Consider the following 20,603-nt stretch of genomic DNA (forward strand, 5'->3'; position numbering starts at 1 on the left):
CTCGTCTGTAGGCCTTTATCCCAAAGGCCTAGGGAAATGTATGCACAGGGTTATCCACATTTGAGTGCGCAAGAAGTTGCGCAGTTGGTAAAAACGGCAGGGTAGGTTTTCAGCGCTTGAAAAGCGAAAAAACACGCCCCCAACAGCCCCCTTTCGACGCCAGCGCCTCCTGCAGTTGCCGCGCACTGATCGTGCGCTGGGCAGGGTCGAATGCCAGCGCAATTTTCAGCGCAGGCCAGCAGTGCGCGGGCAGGTTCGACGGGCGCGTCAGCGTGCGATCGAGCTGCTCGGCGCGGGCCTGAGTTGAAGGCAGGCGCCGATAGGGATGCTTGCCGCTGGCCAGCTCGTAGATCAGGCAGGCCACCGCATACATATCCGCCGCCGCACCCAGCGTGCCGTGTTCCAGCAGTTCCGGTGCAGCGTAGCCAGGCGTCCAGGCGTTGAAGCGCTCGCGGCTGAGGTGGGCCAGCCCCGAAAGCACACCGGCGTCGGCCTGGCCAAGACCAAAATCGAACAGGCGCACGCCGTCTTCGCCGAGCATCACGTTGCTCGGCTTGAGGTCACCGTGAAACACGCCCCGGGCATGGCAGCAGGCCAGGGCTTCCAGCAGCGGCAACACGATCGCGTTCAACGCCTGCCCGTGCAGGCCCAGCGGTTGCTCGCACAGCAGTTTGTCCAGTGCAGGCCCACGCAGCAGCTCCAGGGTGATGAAGGCGCGCTGGCTCGGCGGGTCGATCTCGAAGCTGTACAGGTTGACCACCTGCGGGTGCGCCACGTGCCGGGTCAGGGCAAACTCGCTGAACAGCAGCGCGTTGGCATCCGGCGAGGCGGCCAGCGCCTCGCTCATGAGCTTGATCGCCACGCAGGGCTGCGGGTCACCGAACTGCTCGCGCAGCAGATCGCGGGCGCGATAGACCATGCCCATGCCGCCGGCACCGAGCAGGCGTTCGAGCCTATAGCGCCCGGCCAGCACCTGCGGCAGCGGCACCAGCGGCGGTGTCGGCGCCGGCTTTTTCTTGCCTGTGCGGCGCCCCTTGCGCTTGGCCGCAGCGGGCGCCGGGGCGGCCAACTGGCCGTTGACGAAGGCGAAATAGGTGAGGTTGGCGTCGCGGGATTCGGTGGCCAGCAAGGCACCGAGGTCGGGCTGGTGTCTGCTCATTGGCGAATCACCACTGCGGTCAGGTTGTCCCCCGCCGCGCCGCGCAATGCCCCTTCGAACAGACGCTCCAGCGCGACCTGCGCCGACGCCAGGCTCAACGCCTTGCCCAGTGCATCGCTGCTCAGTTCCTGATACAGGCCGTCGCTGCACAGCAGGAACGCATCGCCCGGGTATACCTGCAGCTCCAGCACCTCCAGGGTCAGCTGCTCGCTGGCGCCAAGGGCGCGGGTCAGGGCGCGAGCGCCCGGTTGCGCCCGCGCCTGCTCCGCGCTCATCTGGCGCTGGTCGATCAACTGCTGCTGCAACGAATGGTCTCGTGACAGCTGATAAAGACGCTGCTGGCGCCACAGGTAGCAGCGGCTGTCACCGGCCCAGATGCACGCGGCACGCTCGCCCTCGAGCAGCAGCGCCACCACCGTGCTGCCCATGATGCTGTCGTGATGTGCATCCGTGACGGTCAGTTCCTGGCCAAGGCGCCGGTTGATCCAATGCAGGCACCCGCGCACCCCTTCCAGGCGCTCGTCAAAACTGCCATGGGCCGGCAACTCGGCCAGGCTGGCGACGATCAGCTGGCTGGCCAGGTCGCCACCGCGGTAGCCGCCCATGCCATCGGCCACCACCCACAGGCCCTGCGCCGGGCACTCCAGAAAGGCGTCCTCGTTGCGCATGCGCACCTTGCCAGCATCCGTGCGCGCCGCGCTGCGCCAGCGTGCTCCAACCTGCATCTAGAGCGACCCCGGTAGACGAAAGCCGCGTAACACGCCAACGTCGAAAGGGTTGGGCGCACGCTGGCTGCTGAGCAGGTAGTTGGCCCGCAGCCCGCCCACTTCGGCCTTGAGCACCAGCACGTCGCGGCCCTTGAGGTACTCGGTCTGCATCAGGTCGAACAGGCGGAACAGCGACCACGGCCCGGTGTTCTTCTCGATGCCGATCGGGCGCTCGACCATGCGTTCGAGCACCAGGCTTGCGCGACCGTCCTGGGCATCGGTCGGCCAGTTGAAGGTCATGGGCACCACCGGGCCGTGGCGATAGTCCAGCTGCCGATCGCCAAAGCGGAACTCGGCGCGGCTCACCGCCGAGTCCAGGGTGTAGGGCTCGAGCCTGAACTGCACCTGCGGCTGCGCCGGGTTCTCGGCGAAGAAGCTCTGGCGAATCGTCTGGGTCCTGGCCATCTGGTCCAGGTAGACCCGCGAGATCGGCAGGCTCTGGCCGTCGATGCTGCGCAGGCGGTAACTGCCCGGGTCGCCGCTGATGAACGGGCGCAGGTAGGTGTCGAAGAAGCGCTCGGCGATGCCCTGGGCCTTGAAGAACTCGCGAAAGTCGTTGATCGCCACGTCACTGGTGCTGTGGGCATCGAACGGGTAGCGCTGCTGGATCGACTCACCGTAGAAGCCGTACAGCTCGCTCTGGTAGCGCTCGTTGACGTACTGGTAGGCATCGTTGAGTACCAGCCGCCAGCTGTCTTCGGCCAGCAGGTTGAACCAGCCATTGAGCGGTCGCGGCAGACGCCCGGAGGCGTTGCGCAGGGCGCTGAGCGCATCGCGCTGGCCCCCCATGCGGGTCTTGGCAAGCTCGAAGGCCATCTGCTCCGGCTGGCTGGCGCGCGCGATGCCGGCCATCTGCAGTTGCAGGTCGTTGAGCGCCTGCAGCGCCGGGGTGAGGTCGGCGGAGGGGCCATTGTTTTCGTCCAGCAGCCGATGCAGGGATTCGAAACGCCGCTGCAGGGACTTCTTCGCGGTGTCGGGCAGCGGCTTGGCCGCCACGGCGGGCTTGCTCGCCAGGGCGCCCTGGACCTTGCCGGCCACGGCGACCGCCGTGTTGGCCTTCTTGCCCAGCTTGACCCCCTTGGCCGGGTCGCTGGCCGGTGCCTCGGCGGGCTCATCGGTGCTGCCCGGCACGGGCTCGAAACGGGTGTTGTCGCGCACCTGCACCAGCAGTTGAAGTACCGGCGAGTTGGCCGAGGTGAGCCCGGCGAGCTGATCGGCGCCCTCGCCGGCATCGCCGAACGGTTGCAGGCCGACCTGGCCGACAGCCTCGCTCCAGTGGTTGGCGTAGTCGCGAAAGTACAGCTGTTCCAATCCTACCAGCAGGCGGCGCATGTCCATGTCGCTGATGCCGCTGCCCTCACCCAGGACCCAGTTGTCACGCAGCAGCTCGCTGACCAGGGTCGAGCCCTGTACCGAGAAATACTGCTCGTAGCCCTGCTGGGTGTAAAACCCCGGAATCACGTAGTCGGTGCCGAAAAACAGCCCGCCCTGGGGGCCCAGGTGCTGGCTGAGGCGGTAGTCGGGCAGGCTGCTGGCCTGCTCGCGCAGTACCCGGTACACCACGTTGACCAGCGATTCGCTGCGCAGCACCTTGCGTGCCTGGGCCACCAGTTGCGGGTCCAGCGGGTAGCTGAATGGCAATTGCAGCAGGCGTTCGAAATGCCCGTTGAGCCCGTTTTGCACCGCCGTGTTGCCCGCGTAGCGGCGCGACCAGTCAGCAGCTACCCACTCCTGCAGCCAGGCGGCTTCGCGGCGGTCGGGCATGCTCAGCATCAGGTAGGCACGCAGGCTGTTGAGCAGGCGCTCACGGTCGCGCAGGTTGCCACGTATCTGCCCTTCGAGCTGTTTGGCCACCCGTGGCAGCAGTTGGGTGTGCAGGTCCTGTTCGTAGGCACTGCGAAGCAACGGATTGCTCTGCTCGCCCTGGTACAGGCCCAGGCGTTCATGCAGTGACGCATCACCCGAAGGCGGGAATACCTGGGTCGCGGCATAGCTGCTGTCCAGCGGCTTGAGCGCGGCCATGGCATCGCTTTGCGGGGTCAGCGCTGCACGCTGCCCGGCCCACACCTGACCGAGCCCGCGCAGTTGCTCGAGGCGGTCGTGGTTGGCACTGAAACCGCACGCCCACAGCAACCCGCAGCACACCAGTACGCCCAGCGCGCCGACATACAGTGCGCGCTGACCCCAGTCGATGCGTCGCCGCTCGCGCTGGTCGAGGCCGGCCAGGTCGGCCTCGGGGAAGATGACCCGGCTGAGCAGGTGATGGATGAACCGCGAACGCCCGCTGCGCAAGGTGGGTAGCACCGTGCTGGGCAGGCCCAGGCTGGCCCCGATGCTGGCGGTGTCCGGGTCCAGTTGCTGGACAAGGTGCGGCGCACTGGTGAGGTAGAACCCGCGAAGCTGGCTGGCGCGCTGGTAGCGATTGCCGGTGAAGGCGATGTCGACGAACAGGCACAGCTGCTCGCCGATCTGCGCCAGCTGGTGCGGGAAGTCGAGGATGCGCGCGCGCCGCTGTGTATCGCGCTCGTGGTGCATGCGCATGATCACCTGGCTGTTGAGGCGCCGCAGCAGCGCCTCGAAGGCCTGGCGCAGCACGGCCACATCGGTGCCGTTCTGCGCCTTGGTGAAGGTGCTGCCCAGTACCTGGTCGCTTTCTTCACGGCTGAGCTGGTCGAAGAAATCGTCGAAGCCCTGCAACTGGTCGGCCTTGCTCAGCACCAGGTACACCGGCACCTGGACATGCAGGGTCTGCTGGATTTCCTGCAGTCGCGCATGGACCTGGCGCGCCAGGTTTTCCAGGCCCTTCTCGTCGCCACTGCGCAGCAGCTCGACCGGCACGCTGACCAGCACGCCGTTGAGCGGCCGGCTGCGGCTGCGTCGACGCAGCAGGTTGAGCAGGGTACGCCAGGCACTGGCGTCGACCTCGGCGGTTTCCTGGGTCAGGTAGCGTCCGGCGGTGTCGATCAACACCGCGTGGTCGGCAAAATACCAGTCGCAATGACGCGTACCGCGGGTGTCGCGGGTGAGTTGGCGGTCCAGTTTGTTGAGCGGAAACTCCAGGCCGGAAAAGTCCAGCAGGCTGGTCTTGCCACTGCCCTGGGGGCCGATCAGCAAGTACCAGGGCAGGTCGTTGCGCCAGCGCTCGCTGCGCCCGCCATACAGGCTCGAGCCCTTGAGCGTACGCAACGCCTCGCTGAAGCGGCTGCGCAGTTCCTTGTGGTCCTCATCGATGCGCGCTTCACGGCGCAGGCGTTCCTGGCCGTCCTCGCTCTCTTCGACAGCCTTTTTCTGCACCCCGGCGCGCCAGCTGGCGAACACCATGCCCAGCCCCCAGCACAGGAACAGCGCACTGATGGTCAGCAGACGCGAGGTGGCCGAGGCCCAGAAGCGGTGATCGTCGACTGCCAGCAGCGGCCCCACGAACCACACCAGCAGTACCAGCGACAGCACCAGCAACAGCGTCCATACCCACGTCTTGCGCAAAAAATCGCCGACTTTCTTGAAGAAGTTTTTCATCACACGTCCCTGTTCTACTACTGCGCCTGGACCGTTTCCGGGTCAAGCTGCTGAAAAGGTTGCAGCACGGCCTCGCGCTGCTCGCCCAACACCCAGGCGAACCCCGAATACATCACCACCAGGCAGATCAGCGCGAACAGCGTGACCATCCACCACGGCACCACCCGCACCAGGCTGCGACGCTGGTCGTTGAGCCCTTCCCACTGCGGCGAAAGTTCGCGCGGGGCATCCCCGCGCAGTTGCCGCACCTGGCGGAACAAGGCGTCGCGAATCCCTTCGAGTTCGAGCATGCCGCGCACCATCACGCGGTACTTGCCCTCGAACCCCAGCGACAGGCACAGGTACATGAGCTCCAGCATCGGCAGGTGCTTGACCGGGTTCTTCGACAGACGATCGAGCAGCTGGAAGAACTTCTCGCCACCGAAGGTCTCGTTGTGAAAGGTGCTGAGCAGGCTCATCTGCGCCCACTCGCTCTCGTTGCCCCAGGAGGTGGTGACCACGGCCTCGTCGAGCACCGAACACAGCACGTAGCGCGCGGTCATCACCTGGCTGGGCTCGGCGCCGTTGTGCAGCGCATGGGCCTCGAACAGCTTGATGCCATGGGTGAGGGTCTGGTTGAGGGCGTCGAGATCTTCGCGGCTGTCGCTGTGCTTGAGCCGCACCACGTGCGAGAGCAGGTCCGAGGCGGCTGCCACCAGGGTGTTGAGGCTGATGTTGATGGCCTCGGCCGGGCCCAGGCGAGCCGAGTAGATCATACGGTCTTCCAGTTGCTCCAGGCGCGGCGTGGCCAACCCATCGGTCAGCGGAACCTGCCTGGGCGCCTGGCCCTGGCGGTCCACCAGCACGGTCTTGTCGTCCTGACGGTGTTCGATGTCCTTGTGCATGCAGTCAGTTCCTGATGGCCCAGAATTTCAGTTCGAGCTCGGCGAACTCGCCCGAGACGTGGAAGGCAAAACCACCGGAGCGCTCCAGCAGGGCCTGGTCTTCGGCGTTGAATTCGAGCAGGAAGTAGGTCTTGTTGGAATGGAACGGGATCTGCCGCGGCGCCACCGGCAACGGCACCACCTTGATGCCAGGCAGGTGCAGGTTGACCAGTTGCCGGATACGTTCCACCGGGCCGACCTTGAGGTGCGAGGGCAGGCGCGTGCGCAGGGTCTCGCTGTCGCAGTTGGCGCTGGCGGCCAGTACGAACGAGGCCGAGGCGAGCAGCGTCTGGTCGTGCACAGCGGCCACCAGGATGCCGTACTGGCGGGTTTGCAGGTCCAGTTCGATGGCGTGCTGTTCCAGCACCATCGACAGCACCTCGCGTATGCCGTCCATCAGCCGGCGAAAGCTCGCGCCCTGGTCGCTGTGCTGATAACGGCTGTCGGTACGCGGGCGCTTGGTGTCGCTGGCAAAGGTCGCCAGGTCCCCCAGCATGGTCAGCAGGGTGCGGTACAGCTCCTCGGGGTGCAGCTGGTCCAGGCCCAGGTAGTGACGCAGCAGCAGTTCGGTGCGATTGATCAGTTGCAGCATCATGAAGTCGCCCACCTCCGCGCCGCCGACCTTGCCGTTGGAACGGATGCGCTCGGCAATGGTGTCGCCACGGTGGCCGAGCATGCTGATCACCTCCTTGAGGCACGACAGCAGGTAGCTTGAAGCGTGGGTGTGGATGAAGGTCGGCACGAACTCGGGGTCCAGGCTGATCACGCCGTCCGGGGTGGTGTCGAGCACGGCGCACAGCTTGAGCTTGACGTAGGCCTGATCGCCCTGCTGCTCGCCCAGCAGCAGGCGAAAGTCCGGCCGTGCACAGCTGATGTCGCTGTTGATGTCGTCACCGGCGTTGGAGTCGCTGACCGGGGTTTCGTAGGCGATGTAGCGCGCCAGCACATCGGACTGCTCCAGTCGCCGGGTCTCGATGTGGTTGCCGGTCACCAGCGGCAGTGCCAGGTACACCGGCGTGTTGCCGGTGTTGGGCGGTATGTCCAGGGCCAGCGGCTCGATGTTGCTGCTGAGCTCGAACAGGCTGCCGTCGGGCAGCACGCCGCTGGCCTGGCTGACCACCAGCTTGCCCATGCTCAGGAACTGCTGGTCGATCTCCAGGCTGAGAAAACCCCAGTTGTAGCTGCCCAGCAGCTGGGTACGGGTTTTCATCTGGTAGTCGTAGTAGCGATCGTTGTGCTGGAAGTGCTGCGGACGCAGCAGCATGCCTTCCTGCCAAATGACTTTGTGCACATGCATGATCAGTTTTCCGTCCGGGCCAGTGTGGCGTTGCTGTTGCGAATGCCGGCCTGGTCCAGCGTCAGGCTGGCGCTGTTGAGTGCCTGCGGGGTGATCTGGACCACGTAGCGCCACTGGGTCTGCTCCAGGTCGCGGTAGGCCGCCAGCACGCCGACGTAGCGGCTGCCAGGTTCCACGCTCAGGCGCAGCGTCACGTGCTCACCGGGGCGCAGCTCCAGCTCTTCGCTGACCACCAGGTCTGGCGCCAGGGATTCCTTGGCCCGCTCGTACAGGCTGAAGAAGTCGGCATGCTCGAAGGCCACCGGGTGCTTGAGTTCGAACAGGCGCACCACGATCGGCGAGGGCCGGCCATTGAGGTCCGGGTTGAGCTGGTCACCGGCGTCGAGGGTCAGTTGCAGCTTGGTCAGTTCCGAGTACGGCGACAGCGCGGAGCAACCGGCCAGCAACAGCGCCAGCGCCATCAGGCCGGTGGAGAGAAAGGTCTTGCAGCGCAGCATGGGGATCATCCTTGAGCGTCGGTGTGAAGGGTGCCGATCAGGCGAACCTGTTCGGCGTAGGCCTGGGCGAAGTCGCGCGCCAGCAGGCGCTCGCTCCATTCATCGTCCTGGCCAAGGGCCTGGTGGTAGCGCACGTAGGCGCGCCACTGGCTGCCGGCAGTCCGCAGCAGCGGTGCCCGGCCGCGCTCGAACTGCAGGCCCAGCTGGCGTGGCGAAAAGTGCTCAAGCACACCCTGCAGCGCAGCGCGACAGGCCGTCAGCATCGCCACCTGATGCGCCTGCAGGTCGCGGTAGGCCTGGGTCAGTGCCTGGCTCGCAGGGAGCTGGCCGGGCGCGGCCGGGTGCAGCAACAGGCCCAGCGCCTGGCCGGCATCGGCGCTCGACTTCAACGGGTTGTGGCTGGCGCGGTGGGAGGTGGTCAGGGCCAGGCGCAACTCGTTCTTCAGTTCGCTGCGGGTGCGCAGGCTTTGCTGCACGCCGCCGATGCTCTGCTTGAGCAGGCCGGCCGCCTTGATCGCCAGGGCTTCACGGGCGCCAGGGTCGAGCCCGCCCAGATCGACCCCGAGGGCGGAACCAAAGGCTGCCCAGAACCGTTCGTTACATGCAGGTGCCGGCGGCGCCTGTGGTTCGTCGTCGGGTTCGGGCTGCGCCACCAGGTTGGGTACCAGCAGGCTTTCCATGTCTATGCGCGCGTAGTCGGGGCGCTGGCGGGCCACCGGTGCAACCGTGTCGAGTGCACTCAGTGCGTCGAGGGGCGAAGGCTCGACGTCCTGCTGGTCGAGGGCATGGAACGGGTCCAGCTCAAGAAAGGCGTCGTCAGGGATGATGCTGCCCGCGGCGCTGGGCAGGCCGACCTCGACATCGGCTGCGGTGCGGGTGACCAGGCGCGCGCGCACCTCGAAACCGCCCAGCAGGTACACGCTGTCCTGCTCGATTCGCTGCGCCTGCCCCTTGCGCAGCTGCGCACCGCTGCGTCCGTCGCGGGTGCCGTTGCTGCTGATGTCGGTGAGGAAGAACACGCCCTCCTGACAGGTGACCAGCGCATGTCGCTTGGAGACATGCCGCTGCGGGTCGCTGATGACCCAGTCGCACGCCTCGTCGCGCCCGATCACGCCGCCTGCACGGGTGAAGGTCTTGCTGCGTCCCTGCGTTTCAAGAACCAGTTCCATGTTGATGCTCCTTGCACTCACTTGCCGCGGTTGGCTGCCTGCGGATCGCCCAGCGGGCGATAGGTGTCGTCGTTGAATTTGTAATTGCCGCTACAGCCGCCCAGGCCGCTGAGCACGATCAGCGCCAGCAGCAAGGCGGGCCATTGACGAACAGACATTTGCAGATCTCCATCGGTGGGCATTGCACGGGGCGCCGCCCGCCGGGGGCAGCGCACGGTTGTAAGGGAAAATGCAGCATTGCTCGCCATGGCCGCTCAACCTTCGAACTCGCCAAGGTTGATGTTCAGCCGCCCCAGGCGGTACAGCAGGGTGCGCCGAGGCAGGCCCAGCTCGCGTGCGGCCAGGGTCTGGTTGCCGGCGTTCTTGCGCAGGCAGTCGAGCAGCCAGTGGCGCTCCACGTTTTCAAGGCGGTCGCGCAGGTTCAGCCCGCTGTCCCCCGACGGTACTTCGCTGGCCGGGGCAACATGCTCAGGCAGCAGGCACTCGCCGTCGCACAGCAACACCGCGCGCTCCACCAGGCCCTTGAGTTCACGCACGTTGCCCGGCCAGGCGAGCCCGTCGAGGTAGGCCAGTGCCGCCGGCGACCACTGCAGGGGCTTGCGCCCCAGAAACTCGCAGGCCTTGGCAGAGAAATGCCGGGCCAGCACTGGCACGTCGCCGCCGCGCTGACGCAGGGCCGGCAACTCGATGGGGAACTGCGCCAGGCGGTAGTACAGGTCTTCGCGAAAGCGCCCTTCGCTGACCAGCACCGCCAGGTCGCGGTGGGTGGCGGCGATGATGCGCACATCGATGGTGTGGGTGTCGTTGGAACCCAGCGGGCGGATTTCGCCCTCCTGCAGCACGCGCAGCAGCTTGGCCTGCAGCGACAGCGGCATGTCGCCGATCTCGTCGAGCAGCAGGGTGCCGCCGTGGGCGGCATCGAACAGGCCAGGGCGGTCGCGCAATGCGCCGGTGAAGGCGCCCCGGCGATACCCGAACAGTTCGCTCTCCAGCAGGTTCTCCGGCAGGGCCGCGCAGTTCTGCACCACGAACGGCCGGGTACCGCGCGGGCCGTAGTCGTGAATCGCCCGGGCCACGACCTCCTTGCCGGTGCCGGTCTCGCCCAGCAGCAGGACGGTGTAGGGGCTGTGCAGCACCTTGCTGATCAGCTGGTAGGCCTGGCGCATCGCGGCGCTGTTGCCGATCAGCCCGTAGTCGGTGGCGCCGGCGCGCGTGGCGGGCAGCGGCGCCGGCGGCGCCTCGGGCTGGTGCAGGCGTTGCAGCAACTCCATTTGCATCAGCACGAACGCCCCCAGCTGTCCCAGCGACTGGGCAAAGCCGCCCAGGTCGACGCTGGTACGGCTGGCACACAGCAGCAGGCCGGCGATGGCCTGGTGCGGGTTGAGCAGCGGTACGCACAGCAGCGACTGCCAGGGGCTGTGCAGCACCGGCAGGAAACTGGTGTCGAGCAGGCTGGCGGGCAGGTCGGCAAGGCTTACCGAACGGTTCTGGCACAGCGCGAACTGCAGCAGTTGCTCGCCGTTGTAATCCACCGGCACGCTGGCGGCAGCACGCGGCTGCAAGGCCCCGCCCAGCCATTCGGCGGCAAGGCTCAGCGAAGTGTGGGTGGCATCGAGCAGGTACAGCTGACTGAGTTCGCAACCGCTGAGCTCGGCCACCGCCTGCACGAAGCGCTCCTGCAGCGCGGGTTCCCGGCCCGTACGCGACAGGCTGGCGAAGTGCGTCAACAGGGCTTCGGCATAGCGCAAGGGCTGCGGCACGTGGGTGAACATCACCCCCACCTCAGGCAAACTCGCACCTCACGCCCGCATCGCCATCGAGCGTGGCATGCACCTGCTGCAACGACTCCCCGGCCGCCATCGCTGCCAGCAGCCGGTCAGCCACCTGCGGCATCAGGTGCAGGTCGAGCAGGTGGTCGATCAGCCGCGCGCCGCTGTCGCCCTGGGTGCAACGCTCGGCCAGGTGCTCGACCAGCGCCGGGGCATAGGTGAAACCCAGTTGCCGGCGCAGCAGCCGCTGGCCAAAGCGCTGCAGCTTGATCTCGACCAGCTCGCGCAGCACCGGGCCGCTCACCGGGTAGTAGGGCACCACACGCATGCGCGCCAGCAAGGCCGGTTTGAAATGCCTGCTCAAGGCGGGCCGTATGGCCTGTTCCAGTTGCTCGGCAGAGGGCCGTTCGGCGCCTTGGCAAAGGCTTGCGATCTGCTCGCTGGCCAGGTTGGAGGTCATCAGGATCAGGGTGTTGCGAAAGTCGATTTCGCGCCCCTCGCCGTCGTTGGCCACGCCCTTGTCGAAGATCTGGTAGAACAGGTTCAGCACGTCCGGGTCGGCCTTCTCGACCTCATCCAGCAGCACCACGGAATAGGGCTTCTGGCGCACCGCCTCGGTGAGCATGCCGCCCTCGCCATAGCCGACGTAACCGGGCGGCGCGCCGATCAGCCGCGACACGGTGTGCTTCTCCTGGAACTCGGACATGTTGATGGTGGTGATGAAGCGCTCGCCGCCGTACAGCAGGTCGGCCAGGGCCAGGGCCGTTTCGGTCTTGCCCACGCCACTGGGCCCCACCAGCAGGAACACCCCGACCGGCGCATCGGGCTTTGCCAGGCCGGCTGCGTTGGCCCGCATCGACCGGTCCAGTGCCTGCACGGCCTGCTCCTGACCACGGATGCGCGCACGCAGGTCTTCGGCAAAGCGCATGATCCTGGCGTTGTGCTCGCGGGCCAGTTGCTCCAGCGGCACGCCGGTCCAGGCACTGATCACTTCGGCCACCAGGCGCGGGCACACTTCGAAGCTGACCAGGCGCTCTTCGGCCTGCGCCGCTTCCAGCAGGCTGCGGGTGGTCTCCAGGCTGGCCTGCAGTACGGCCACGTCATCCCGTGCATTGCCCTGCTCGCGGGCTTCGGCCAACTGCCGGCGCAGGTCCAGCACCTGCTCGGCCAGCGCGCGCTGCTGTTCCCAGCGCACCTGCACGGCCTGCTGGTCGGCCTGGTCGCTGCGCAGTTGCGCCTGCAACAGGTGCAGCGCCTCTTGGTCGATGCCCACGCCGGCTTCGGCGTCGCGCTGCTGCGCCTGCACCTGCCGCTCGCCCTCGGCCAGCGAGGCACGCAGGCGTTCCAGGCGTTGCGGCGCGGCGGCCAGGCTGATGCGCACCCGGGCACAGGCGGTGTCGAGCACATCGACCGCCTTGTCCGGCAACTGTCGCCCGGCCAGGTAGCGCGCCGACATGTGCGCCGCCGCCACCACCGCATCATCGCGCAGGTAGATACCGTGACTCTTCTCATACACCTGGGCCAGGCCGCGCAGGATGGTCACCGCCTCGTCCGCTGTCGGCTCGTGCAGTTGTACCGGCTGAAAGCGCCGGGCCAGGGCCGGGTCCTTCTCGAAGTACTTCTTGTACTCGCTCCAGGTGGTGGCGGCGATGGTGCGCAGCTCGCCCCGCGCCAGTGCAGGCTTGAGCAGGTTGGCCGCATCCGAACCGCCGGCGTTGCCGCCCGCACCGATCAGGGTGTGGGCTTCATCGATAAACAGGATGACCGGTCGGGGCGCGGCCTTGACCTCGTCGATCACGCCCTTGAGGCGTCGCTCGAACTCGCCCTTGACGCTGGCGCCGGCCTGCAGCAGGCCCATGTCCAGCGCCAGCAGCTCTACCCCGCGCAGTGCCGGCGGCACTTCGGCGGCGGCAATGCGCAGCGCCAGGCCCTCGACGATGGCGGTCTTGCCCACACCGGCCTCGCCCACCACGATGGGGTTGTTCTTGCGCCGCCGGGCAAGGATGTCGATCATCTGGCGCAGCGCTTGATCGCGGCACAGTACCGGGTCGAGTCGGCCGTCGCGGGCCTGCTGCGTGAGGTTGTGGGTAAAGCGCTGCAGCATCGACTCGCCCTGGCCGCCCGTGGCACCCTGCGCTGCAACCGGCCGGGACGCCAGGGCGAAGCCCTTGAGGCGCTCGATGTTCAGGCGGGCCAGCAGCGGCTGGTAATGGCTGCCGGCATAGCGCACGGGGTTGCGCAGCAGCGCCAGGATCAGCGCAGCCTGTTCGACCTGGCTGCTGCCCAGTTCGAGGTTGGCCACCAGCAGCGCATCCTGCAGCCACTGCACCAGTTCGGGGGCGAACACCGGGTTGCGCGAAGCGCTGTGTTCAAGCTGCACCTGCAAGGTGGCACGCAGTTCGCCCGGCGCCACGTCGGCGTCGTGCAAGGCCCGTTCAAGAAGGCCTTCGGGGCGATCGAGCAATTCCAGCAGCAGGTCCTCGACCAGGATCCTGCTGCCGCCACGTGCCACGCAACGTTCGGCGCAGCGCTCCAGGTCACGACGGGTGTCGGCGTCCAGCGCCTGGATGAGTTGTTGCAGGTCTACGGTGATCATGTCCATCGGTCCTTAATGAATTTTGCTTCCCAGGGTCACCACGCCATCGGCGCGTTCGTGACCGAGCCAACTCGTCCATCCCAGACGGCAGGCGTTGTCCTGGCCGATACGCAGCTCGCGAATCTCTTCCTGGCGCAGCACCAGGCGGATGTCGTAGTCCAGCGGGTCGCGCAGGGTGAAACGCACCAGGGCACACAGCGGCTGATAGCCGAAGCCGATCGGCAGGAACTCGTGAAAGCGCTGCCAGTCGAGCTGGGTGATGTGGATGCGGAACTTGCCGTTGCGATCACGCACCCGCTCGCCCAGCACCACGTCCTCGCCCAGCAGGCTGTTGGCGCGCCCCAGGCGATTGCACTGCTCCTGCAGGATGACCACGCGACGTTCGATGCACTGCTCGATGACCAGCTGCGCATGCTTGAAGTAGTAGCGCAGCACCGCCTCGATCAATGCCGCCGAGTGGGCACGCAGGCTCAGCAGGCCCAGGTAGGGCAGCAGGCGCTTCCAGTTCAGTTCGCGGGCCTCGCGAATGTGCTCGCCGCCCAGCCCGATCAGGGCGAACAGCTGCGCCGAGAATGGGTCCATCGCCCCGCTCTGGAAGCGTGCGCGATAACGGTACTTGCGCCAGATAGGCAGCATCAGGCGCTGTAGCCGATGGTGGAACACGTCGAGAAACTGCCGGGTCGTGTTGCCGTCCTCGCCATCGCCCAGCGCCTGCTCCACGTAGAACGCCGGCAGCGGCGAGCTGGCGCCGCACAGGCCGATCAGGTTGAAGCGCAGGCGTGCGCGCATCTGCCCGCGGTCGTCGAAGAACTCGACGCGATCGACGTCGCTGCCCGGAAAGCCCAGACTCGGATTGGCCTGGAACTCCAGCTGGTCGTACAGCTCCTCTTCGCTCAGGTGCGGATGGAACTCGCGCAGCCGGTCGATGACCAGCAGCACGGCCTGAAACAGCGAGTATTCGCGTATTGCGTGGCTCAGCCCGCTCAAAGCAGGGGCTGCAGGCCCATACGTGGTGTCCATTGGTACACCTCTCCCTGGGTACTTCTGACCCGCAACTCGTGGTACGAGTTGAGGCTGGCATAAAGGGCAAAGAACTCGTTGAGCACCGAGGCGAACACGAACAGGTCGCCTTCGCCGATGTAGCCTTGCGGGTCGATGGTCAGTTCGGTGCGCAGCCCGCGCAGGGGCAGGCCGCGGTGCAATCGGTCGACATGCTCGTGACGAATCGACTTGAGCCCGCCGAGCAGGCGCTTGCTGACCTTCTCGGCATGTTGGTCGTAGTAGCGCGGCAAGTCGTAGGTTTCCAGGATCACCTTGAGCGCATCGACGTTGGCCAGCGACAGGTAGTTGAGCGACATGTTGCTGATCAGCTTCCACAGGAAATCCCGGTTCAGGGGCGGTGCGTAGCTGGCCGTGACCGGGGTGATGTTGCGGAAGGTGAGGAACTCCGGGGTCTGCTCGGACGGCTGGTCGATATCACCCAGCTTGAGCCGGCGCGGCAGGTTCTGGTTGGTGCAGGTGAGCTCGATGGACAGCGTCTCGTGGGTGCGGGTATCGCGTATTCCGAAGCTCAGGTAGGTGTCCAGGCCGTCATGCAACAGCGAGGAGCGCTGGCGAATGCTGTAGTGCGGGCTGGTCTGCGGCACGTCGAAACTGGGGTCGTGCTCGAACGACTCGAACGGCACATAGGCCTGGTAGCCCACGCCGCCGGGCTTCCAGCCGGTCACGCTGTGCACCGAGAACACCCCGCAGTTCTCCAGGTCGTACTCGGCGGGCAGCAGCAGGTATTCGTCCTGCTTGCCATCCAGGCGAATCGGCAGGGCATCGTGCTGGAACAGGTTGGCGATAGGGGTGCAGTACAGCTTGACGTTGTCCAGCGTGGGACGCATGCGCTGGATGCCGCCCCTGCGGATGTCGAAACGTATCTCCAGCCCGCGCATCTGCTTGAGGGTTTCCGTGCCCAGGGACTTGAGTGCCTCCAGGCCGTCGAGGTCGACGAACAGGAACTTGTCCTGGAAGGCGAAGTACTCCTGCAGGTAGCGGTAACCGCGAAAGGTGTTCAGCGGGTAGGGAATCAGCGCCTCTTCCTCGGCGAAGCCGACCGGCTGGATACGGTTGCCAGCCAGGCGCACTGTCACGTTCTCGCCACTGGCGCGCACCAGCGGCTTGCCATCGCCCCCCAGTGGCACCAGCTCGATGCCTTCCACGTTGCGCAGCAGGCACAGGTAGAGCATCTGGCTGATGTAGCGCTCGCCTGCCAGGTGCAGGCGCAGGCGGCTCAGTTCCAGCTCGCCGACATGCCCGTCGCAGCTCATCTCCAGGCGCAGGCTGAGCAGCGCCCCATCACCCTTTACCGAGTAATTGAGCGCGGTGAGGTCCAGGGCCATGACATCGGTGGGGTAGCAGGTACGAAAACGGCAGCGCACCTCATCGATCGGCTGGCTCTCGACCGGTGTATCGCGCGCCACCCGCAAGGGCGGGCCGGACTGGCCCAGCGGGTCGAACTGCAGGATGCTGAACGCCGGCAGCGGGCGCATGTAGTTGGGCCACAGCAACTGCATCAGCGAATGGCTCAGCTCGGGCAGTTCGTCATCGAGCTTCTGGCGCAGGCGCCCGGTGAGGAAGGCAAAGCCCTCGAGCAGCCGCTCCACGTCCGGGTCGCGCCCGGCCTGCCCCAGAAACGGCGCCAGGGCCGGGCTGCGCTCGGCAAAGCGTCGCCCCAGCTGGCGCAACGCGGTGAGCTCGCTCTGGTAGTAATGATTGAAGGACATGCTCGGTTACCTGTTTTGCATGCTCAGGAACGTCCTGTTCGCGAGACGACAGCGCGGTGCGCGTCTCAGTTGACCTGCACCTGCCCGCCGCCCTCCAGGCGCGCGGAAAAGCTGACCTGACGCTTGATCCCGTCCAGCTCAAGCAGGCCTTCGATGCTGAAAGCCAGCTTGAGCTGATCGTGATCACGCGGCAGCGACACCACGCGCACATTGGTCAGGCGCGGTTCGTAGGCTTCGATGAACTGCTCGATGGCCTGACGCGCCTGGCTCAGCGCGTCATGCAGGCTCAGGCGCATGTCATTGAGGTCTGCCAGCCCGTAATCGGGCAGCGTCTGCACGCTGCCCGCACGGGTACTGAGCATCTTGCCCAGGTGCACCGCCACCGAGGCCATGGCAGCCCTCTCGCGGCTCCAGCCGCGACGCTTGTCGGCTTCGCCGCCCAGACGCTCGAAAAGGCTGCCATATCCGCTCATGTACGCGCCCCCGCTTACTCTTTATCCAGCTTGCCGACCAGCGACAGGGTGAAGTCGGCGCCCATGTACTTGAAGTGCGGGCGCACGTTGAGGCTGACCCGGTACCAACCCGGCTCCCCTTCCACATCGCTGACGATGATCTGGGCCGCGCGCAGCGGACGACGCCCGCGCACCTCGGCGCTCGGGTTCTCCTGGTCGGCCACGTACTGGCGGATCCACTTGTTGAGTTCCAGCTCCAGGTCGGTGCGCTCCTTCCACGAGCCCAGCTGCTCGCGCTGCAGTACCTTGAGGTAGTGGGCCAGGCGGTTGACGATCATCATGTACGGCAGCTGGGTACCGAGCTTGTAGTTCAGCTCGGCGGCCTTGCCCTCGGCGCTGATGCCGAAGAACTTGGGTTTCTGCACCGAACTGGCGGAGAAGAAGGCGGCGTTGTCACTGCCCTTGCGCATGGTCAGGGAGATGAAGCCTTCCTCGGCCAGCTCGTACTCGCGACGGTCCGACACCAGCACTTCGGTGGGGATCTTGGTCTCGATCTCGCCCATGCTTTCGAAGTGGTGCAGCGGCAGGTCTTCCACCGCGCCACCGCTCTGCGGGCCGATGATGTTCGGGCACCAGCGGAACTTGGCGAAGCTGTCGGTCAGCTTGGTGCCGAACGCATAGGCGGTGTTGCCCCACAGGTAGTGCTCGTGGCTGTTGGCCACGGTTTCCTTGTAGACGAACGACTTGACCGGGTTTTCCTCCGGGTCATAAGGGTTGCGCAGCAGGAAGCGCGGCACGGTGAGGCCGATGTAGCGCGCGTCCTCGGACTGGCGAAAGCTCTGCCACTTGGCAAACTGCGGGCCTTCGAAGTGGTCCTTGAGATCCTTGAGGTCCGGCAGGCCGGTGAAGCTTTCGAGGCCGAAGAACTTCGGACCGGCAGCGGCGATGAACGGCGCATGGGACATGCACGCAACGCTGGAGACGTACTGCATCAGCTTGACGTCGGGGGAGCTGGGCGACATGAAGTAGTTGGCGATGATCGCGCCCACCGGCTGGCCACCGAACTGGCCGTACTCTGCGGTATAGATGTGCTTGTAGAGACCGGCCTGCATGACTTCGGGCGAGTCCTCGAAGTCGTCCAGCAGGTCCTGCTTGGAGACGTTGAGAATTTCGATCTTGATGTTTTCGCGAAAGTTGGTGCGGTCGACCAGCAACTGCAGGCCACGCCAGGCCGACTCCAGCGACTGGAAGTCGGGGTGGTGGAGAATCGCGTCCATCTGGCGGCTGAGCTTGGCATCGATCTCGGCGATCATGCGGTCGACCATGGCCTTCTTGACCGGTTCGCCGTCGTTGTGCGGCTTGAGCAGCTCTTCGATGAAGGCCGACACGCCGCGCTTGGCAATGTCATAGGCTTCATCGTCGGGCGTCAGGCGGGTTTGCGCGATGATGTTGTCGAGAATGCTGTACTCGCCATCGGTGCTGCTGGTTTGCTGTGCTGCGCTGGTGCTCATGGTGTTCTTCCTTGACGGGGGAGGCTCAAGCGTCGGTGGTCGGCGTGGCGCTCAGGCCCAGTTCGCCGAGTACGCGGGTGCGCGACTCATCGTCGGCGAGCACGCCTTCGATTGCCTTGCGAAAAGCCGGTGCGTTGCCCAGCGGGCCCTTGAGTGCCACCAGCGCATCGCGCAGTTCCATCAGCTTCTTGAGCTCTGGCACCTGCTCGACCAGGCTGGCCGGGTTGAAGTCCTTCATGGAGTTGACCCGCAGGCTGATGCCCAGCTCATCGCTGGCGCTTTCGTCGTCCTGCAGGCGGTTGGGCACGCTGAGGGTCAGGCTCAACTCCTGTTTGGCGAGCACTTCGTCAAACGTCATCTTGTCGATGCTGATGGGCTTGCGGTCCTCTACCTTGCGTTCGTCCGGACGCTGGGTGTAGTCACCGATCGCGAGCAGCTTCAAGGGCAGTTCGATTTCTTCCTGGGCACCGCCCGTGGCAGGTTTGAACGTGACGTTGATGCGTTCCTTGGGGGCTACCGAGCCTTCTTTGGCCATGGCTTTTCTCCTTGCGTTTGCGGCCCGGGGGCCTAGTCGAGTACCACTTCGAGGTCGAGGTGGCACAGCCTGCGATAAACCTCATCCTTGCGTTCGCGCACGGCGTGGTTCTGCGGCAGCAGCTCACAACAGCTGTGCAGCAGGCGCAGTACTTCCAGTGCCAGGTCCGGCTCCCACTGATGCAGGCCGGCCTGTTGCAGTTCGTGATCGAGGGCTTCGAGCTGGGTCTTGGCCAGTTCGTACTTCTTGGCCAGAAAGCACAGCCGCGCCTGGCTGAGCTGCCAGAAAAAGCGCACACGCCCGCCTTGAGCCGCCTGCATGCCCTGCTTGAGTATCTGCACGGCAGGCTTGAGGCCGTCCTTGCGCAGCACGGGCAGCACCGCCTCCAGGGCCAGCTCCCAGGGTGGCAGGCTGGTCGCGAGGTCGGTCTCGACCTTGCGCGGTGCGCTGGTGCTCTGCAGGTGCGGCATGACGCTGGCGTTGATCCAGCCCCGCGTCGCCGGGTCGGCAAACGGCGTGCCGTCATGAAAGCGCAGCTCCACCACCCCGGGCAGGCGCTGCAGCAGTTGCGCGAAGTGGAACTCCACCTCGCGCATGCCCTGCTCGGCGTTGAGCTCCAGCAGGCACTCCCAGACCATGCGCTGGCCGTCGAACCAGAACGGCGACTTGGCCAGGCTGGCTTCGAGCTCCATCAGCAGGTCGGCGTACTGGCCGTTGGCAAAGCGTTCCTGGTAGATCTTCAGGCGGTCGACCGGCAACCCGCGCAGCACGGTCACCTGTTCGGCATTGCGCTCGGGCACCGCGTCGATCTGCAACCACAACAGCGTGCGGTTGAGGCGCAAGGCGCGCACGTCGGTGGCCTTCTGCTTGAGCCACCAGTTCGATAACGGTCGAGCGCCATCCTGCAGGGTGCGTAACACCTTGTGCGCGTCTTTTTCGCTGTCGACGGGGGCGCCGGGGGTGAGCAACTGGGTGGCGGCCTGCTTGACCTGGGCCACGACCGCGCCCACGGCACCAGGTTCGGGCTGATTGTCGGCAGCACGTTGCACCATGCTCGACAGGCGTCGGCACAACGGCAGCAACAGCGGCGCCTCATCGCCCAGGTGCGTGGTCAGGGCCGCATCGAGCGCCTGCAGGCTGTCGACCAGGCGGCGGAACAGCGCCAGTTGCTCCTTGATCGCGACGTTTTCACCCAGTACCTGCTCCAGGCGCGGCACCAGCCAGCCGATGGCCGCGGCCCGCGTGCGTGGCTTGGCCGGGTGCACCTGCGCCCAGTGCTGCTCGCACAGGTGCTGCAACAGCCCCACGCCGGCCAGCAGGCCCGGGAAGGATTCGCGTTGATACAACGCCCACGTCAACCAGGCGGCAACCCGCAGGTCCTTGGACTGTGTGCGCAGCAGCGTCTCGCTGTTCTCGAGCACGCGGAGCCAGTCGATCTGGCCGCTCTCGTGAACGGACTGAGCCTTGTTCAACTCGCCTTCCAGTGCTTCGTACTCACTGGAAAAACGCACGTCCTCGCCCGCAAAACAGTCTGGTGATACAGCCTGCCGGGCAACCTCGTGGTAACGAGCGTGCAACTTGCTTGAGTAGGACATCCTTGGCCTGTAGTTGGACTGCAGGCCCCGCGCCGACCGAAAAAGC

At 66.0% G+C, this 20,603-nt stretch carries 16 protein-coding genes; all 16 read right to left on the reverse strand.

Annotated elements, in window-relative coordinates; genetic code table 11:
- Positions 1 to 109 precede the first annotated feature (109 nt).
- The 16 genes from DN387_RS23445 to tssA all read right to left on the reverse strand — a co-directional run bounded on the left by DN387_RS23445 (position 110) and on the right by tssA (position 20,557).
- Positions 110 to 1,159, reverse strand: coding sequence for a serine/threonine-protein kinase (locus DN387_RS23445; protein ID WP_043860548.1), 1,050 nt, complete (start codon positions 1,157 to 1,159; stop codon positions 110 to 112).
- A complete protein-coding gene (locus DN387_RS23450; RefSeq protein WP_054916580.1) occupies positions 1,156 to 1,884 on the reverse strand; it encodes a PP2C family serine/threonine-protein phosphatase in 729 nt (242 codons plus the stop codon). The genes DN387_RS23445 and DN387_RS23450 overlap by 4 nt, the downstream gene beginning before the upstream one ends.
- Positions 1,885 to 5,442 (reverse strand): type VI secretion system membrane subunit TssM, encoded by a 3,558-nt coding sequence (gene tssM / locus DN387_RS23455; RefSeq protein ID WP_054916579.1) that lies wholly within the window; start codon positions 5,440 to 5,442, stop codon positions 1,885 to 1,887.
- A gap of 17 nt (positions 5,443 to 5,459) precedes the next feature.
- Positions 5,460 to 6,326: a type IVB secretion system protein IcmH/DotU gene (icmH, locus tag DN387_RS23460; RefSeq protein ID WP_054916578.1), complete on the reverse strand. Its 867-nt coding sequence runs from the start codon at positions 6,324 to 6,326 to the stop codon at positions 5,460 to 5,462.
- A gap of 4 nt (positions 6,327 to 6,330) precedes the next feature.
- Positions 6,331 to 7,662 (reverse strand): type VI secretion system baseplate subunit TssK, encoded by a 1,332-nt coding sequence (gene tssK, locus DN387_RS23465; RefSeq protein WP_054916577.1) that lies wholly within the window; start codon positions 7,660 to 7,662, stop codon positions 6,331 to 6,333.
- A 2-nt stretch (positions 7,663 to 7,664) separates the two neighbouring features.
- A complete protein-coding gene (gene tssJ, locus DN387_RS23470) occupies positions 7,665 to 8,159 on the reverse strand; it encodes a type VI secretion system lipoprotein TssJ (protein ID WP_043860551.1) in 495 nt (164 codons plus the stop codon).
- Positions 8,160 to 8,164: 5 nt separating this feature from the next.
- Positions 8,165 to 9,328: a type VI secretion system-associated FHA domain protein TagH gene (gene tagH / locus DN387_RS23475; protein WP_054916576.1), complete on the reverse strand. Its 1,164-nt coding sequence runs from the start codon at positions 9,326 to 9,328 to the stop codon at positions 8,165 to 8,167.
- A gap of 17 nt (positions 9,329 to 9,345) precedes the next feature.
- Complete coding sequence (locus tag DN387_RS23480) at positions 9,346 to 9,486, reverse strand: hypothetical protein (protein WP_043860553.1); 141 nt, start codon at positions 9,484 to 9,486, stop codon at positions 9,346 to 9,348.
- Positions 9,487 to 9,582: 96 nt separating this feature from the next.
- Positions 9,583 to 11,100 carry a sigma 54-interacting transcriptional regulator gene (locus tag DN387_RS23485; RefSeq protein ID WP_054916575.1) on the reverse strand — a complete coding sequence of 506 codons (1,518 nt, stop codon included), beginning with the start codon at positions 11,098 to 11,100 and terminating at the stop codon, positions 9,583 to 9,585.
- Positions 11,101 to 11,110: 10 nt separating this feature from the next.
- Complete coding sequence (gene tssH, locus DN387_RS23490; protein WP_177333023.1) at positions 11,111 to 13,699, reverse strand: type VI secretion system ATPase TssH; 2,589 nt, start codon at positions 13,697 to 13,699, stop codon at positions 11,111 to 11,113.
- Between the two features lie 6 nt (positions 13,700 to 13,705).
- On the reverse strand, positions 13,706 to 14,713 hold the full coding sequence (gene tssG, locus DN387_RS23495) for a type VI secretion system baseplate subunit TssG (protein WP_043860556.1): 1,008 nt from the start codon (positions 14,711 to 14,713) through the stop codon (positions 13,706 to 13,708).
- Positions 14,677 to 16,464 (reverse strand): type VI secretion system baseplate subunit TssF, encoded by a 1,788-nt coding sequence (tssF, locus tag DN387_RS23500; protein WP_054916573.1) that lies wholly within the window; start codon positions 16,462 to 16,464, stop codon positions 14,677 to 14,679. The genes tssG and tssF overlap by 37 nt, the downstream gene beginning before the upstream one ends.
- A 65-nt stretch (positions 16,465 to 16,529) precedes the next feature.
- The gene (gene tssE, locus DN387_RS23505) at positions 16,530 to 16,937 is read right to left on the reverse strand and encodes a type VI secretion system baseplate subunit TssE (RefSeq protein ID WP_043860558.1); all 408 of its coding nucleotides are present in this window, start codon (positions 16,935 to 16,937) and stop codon (positions 16,530 to 16,532) included.
- Between the two features lie 14 nt (positions 16,938 to 16,951).
- Positions 16,952 to 18,427: a type VI secretion system contractile sheath large subunit gene (tssC, locus tag DN387_RS23510; RefSeq protein ID WP_043860559.1), complete on the reverse strand. Its 1,476-nt coding sequence runs from the start codon at positions 18,425 to 18,427 to the stop codon at positions 16,952 to 16,954.
- 25 nt (positions 18,428 to 18,452) lie between these two features.
- Entirely contained in the window at positions 18,453 to 18,962 is a 510-nt protein-coding gene (tssB, locus tag DN387_RS23515; protein WP_043860560.1) for a type VI secretion system contractile sheath small subunit, read from the reverse strand.
- Positions 18,963 to 18,994: 32 nt separating this feature from the next.
- Positions 18,995 to 20,557 carry a type VI secretion system protein TssA gene (gene tssA, locus DN387_RS23520; RefSeq protein ID WP_043860561.1) on the reverse strand — a complete coding sequence of 521 codons (1,563 nt, stop codon included), beginning with the start codon at positions 20,555 to 20,557 and terminating at the stop codon, positions 18,995 to 18,997.
- Between the last annotated feature and the right edge of the window lie 46 nt (positions 20,558 to 20,603).

The organism is Pseudomonas sp. FBF18, from assembly GCF_024261405.1.
GTDB classification, from domain to species: domain Bacteria; phylum Pseudomonadota; class Gammaproteobacteria; order Pseudomonadales; family Pseudomonadaceae; genus Aquipseudomonas; species Aquipseudomonas palmensis.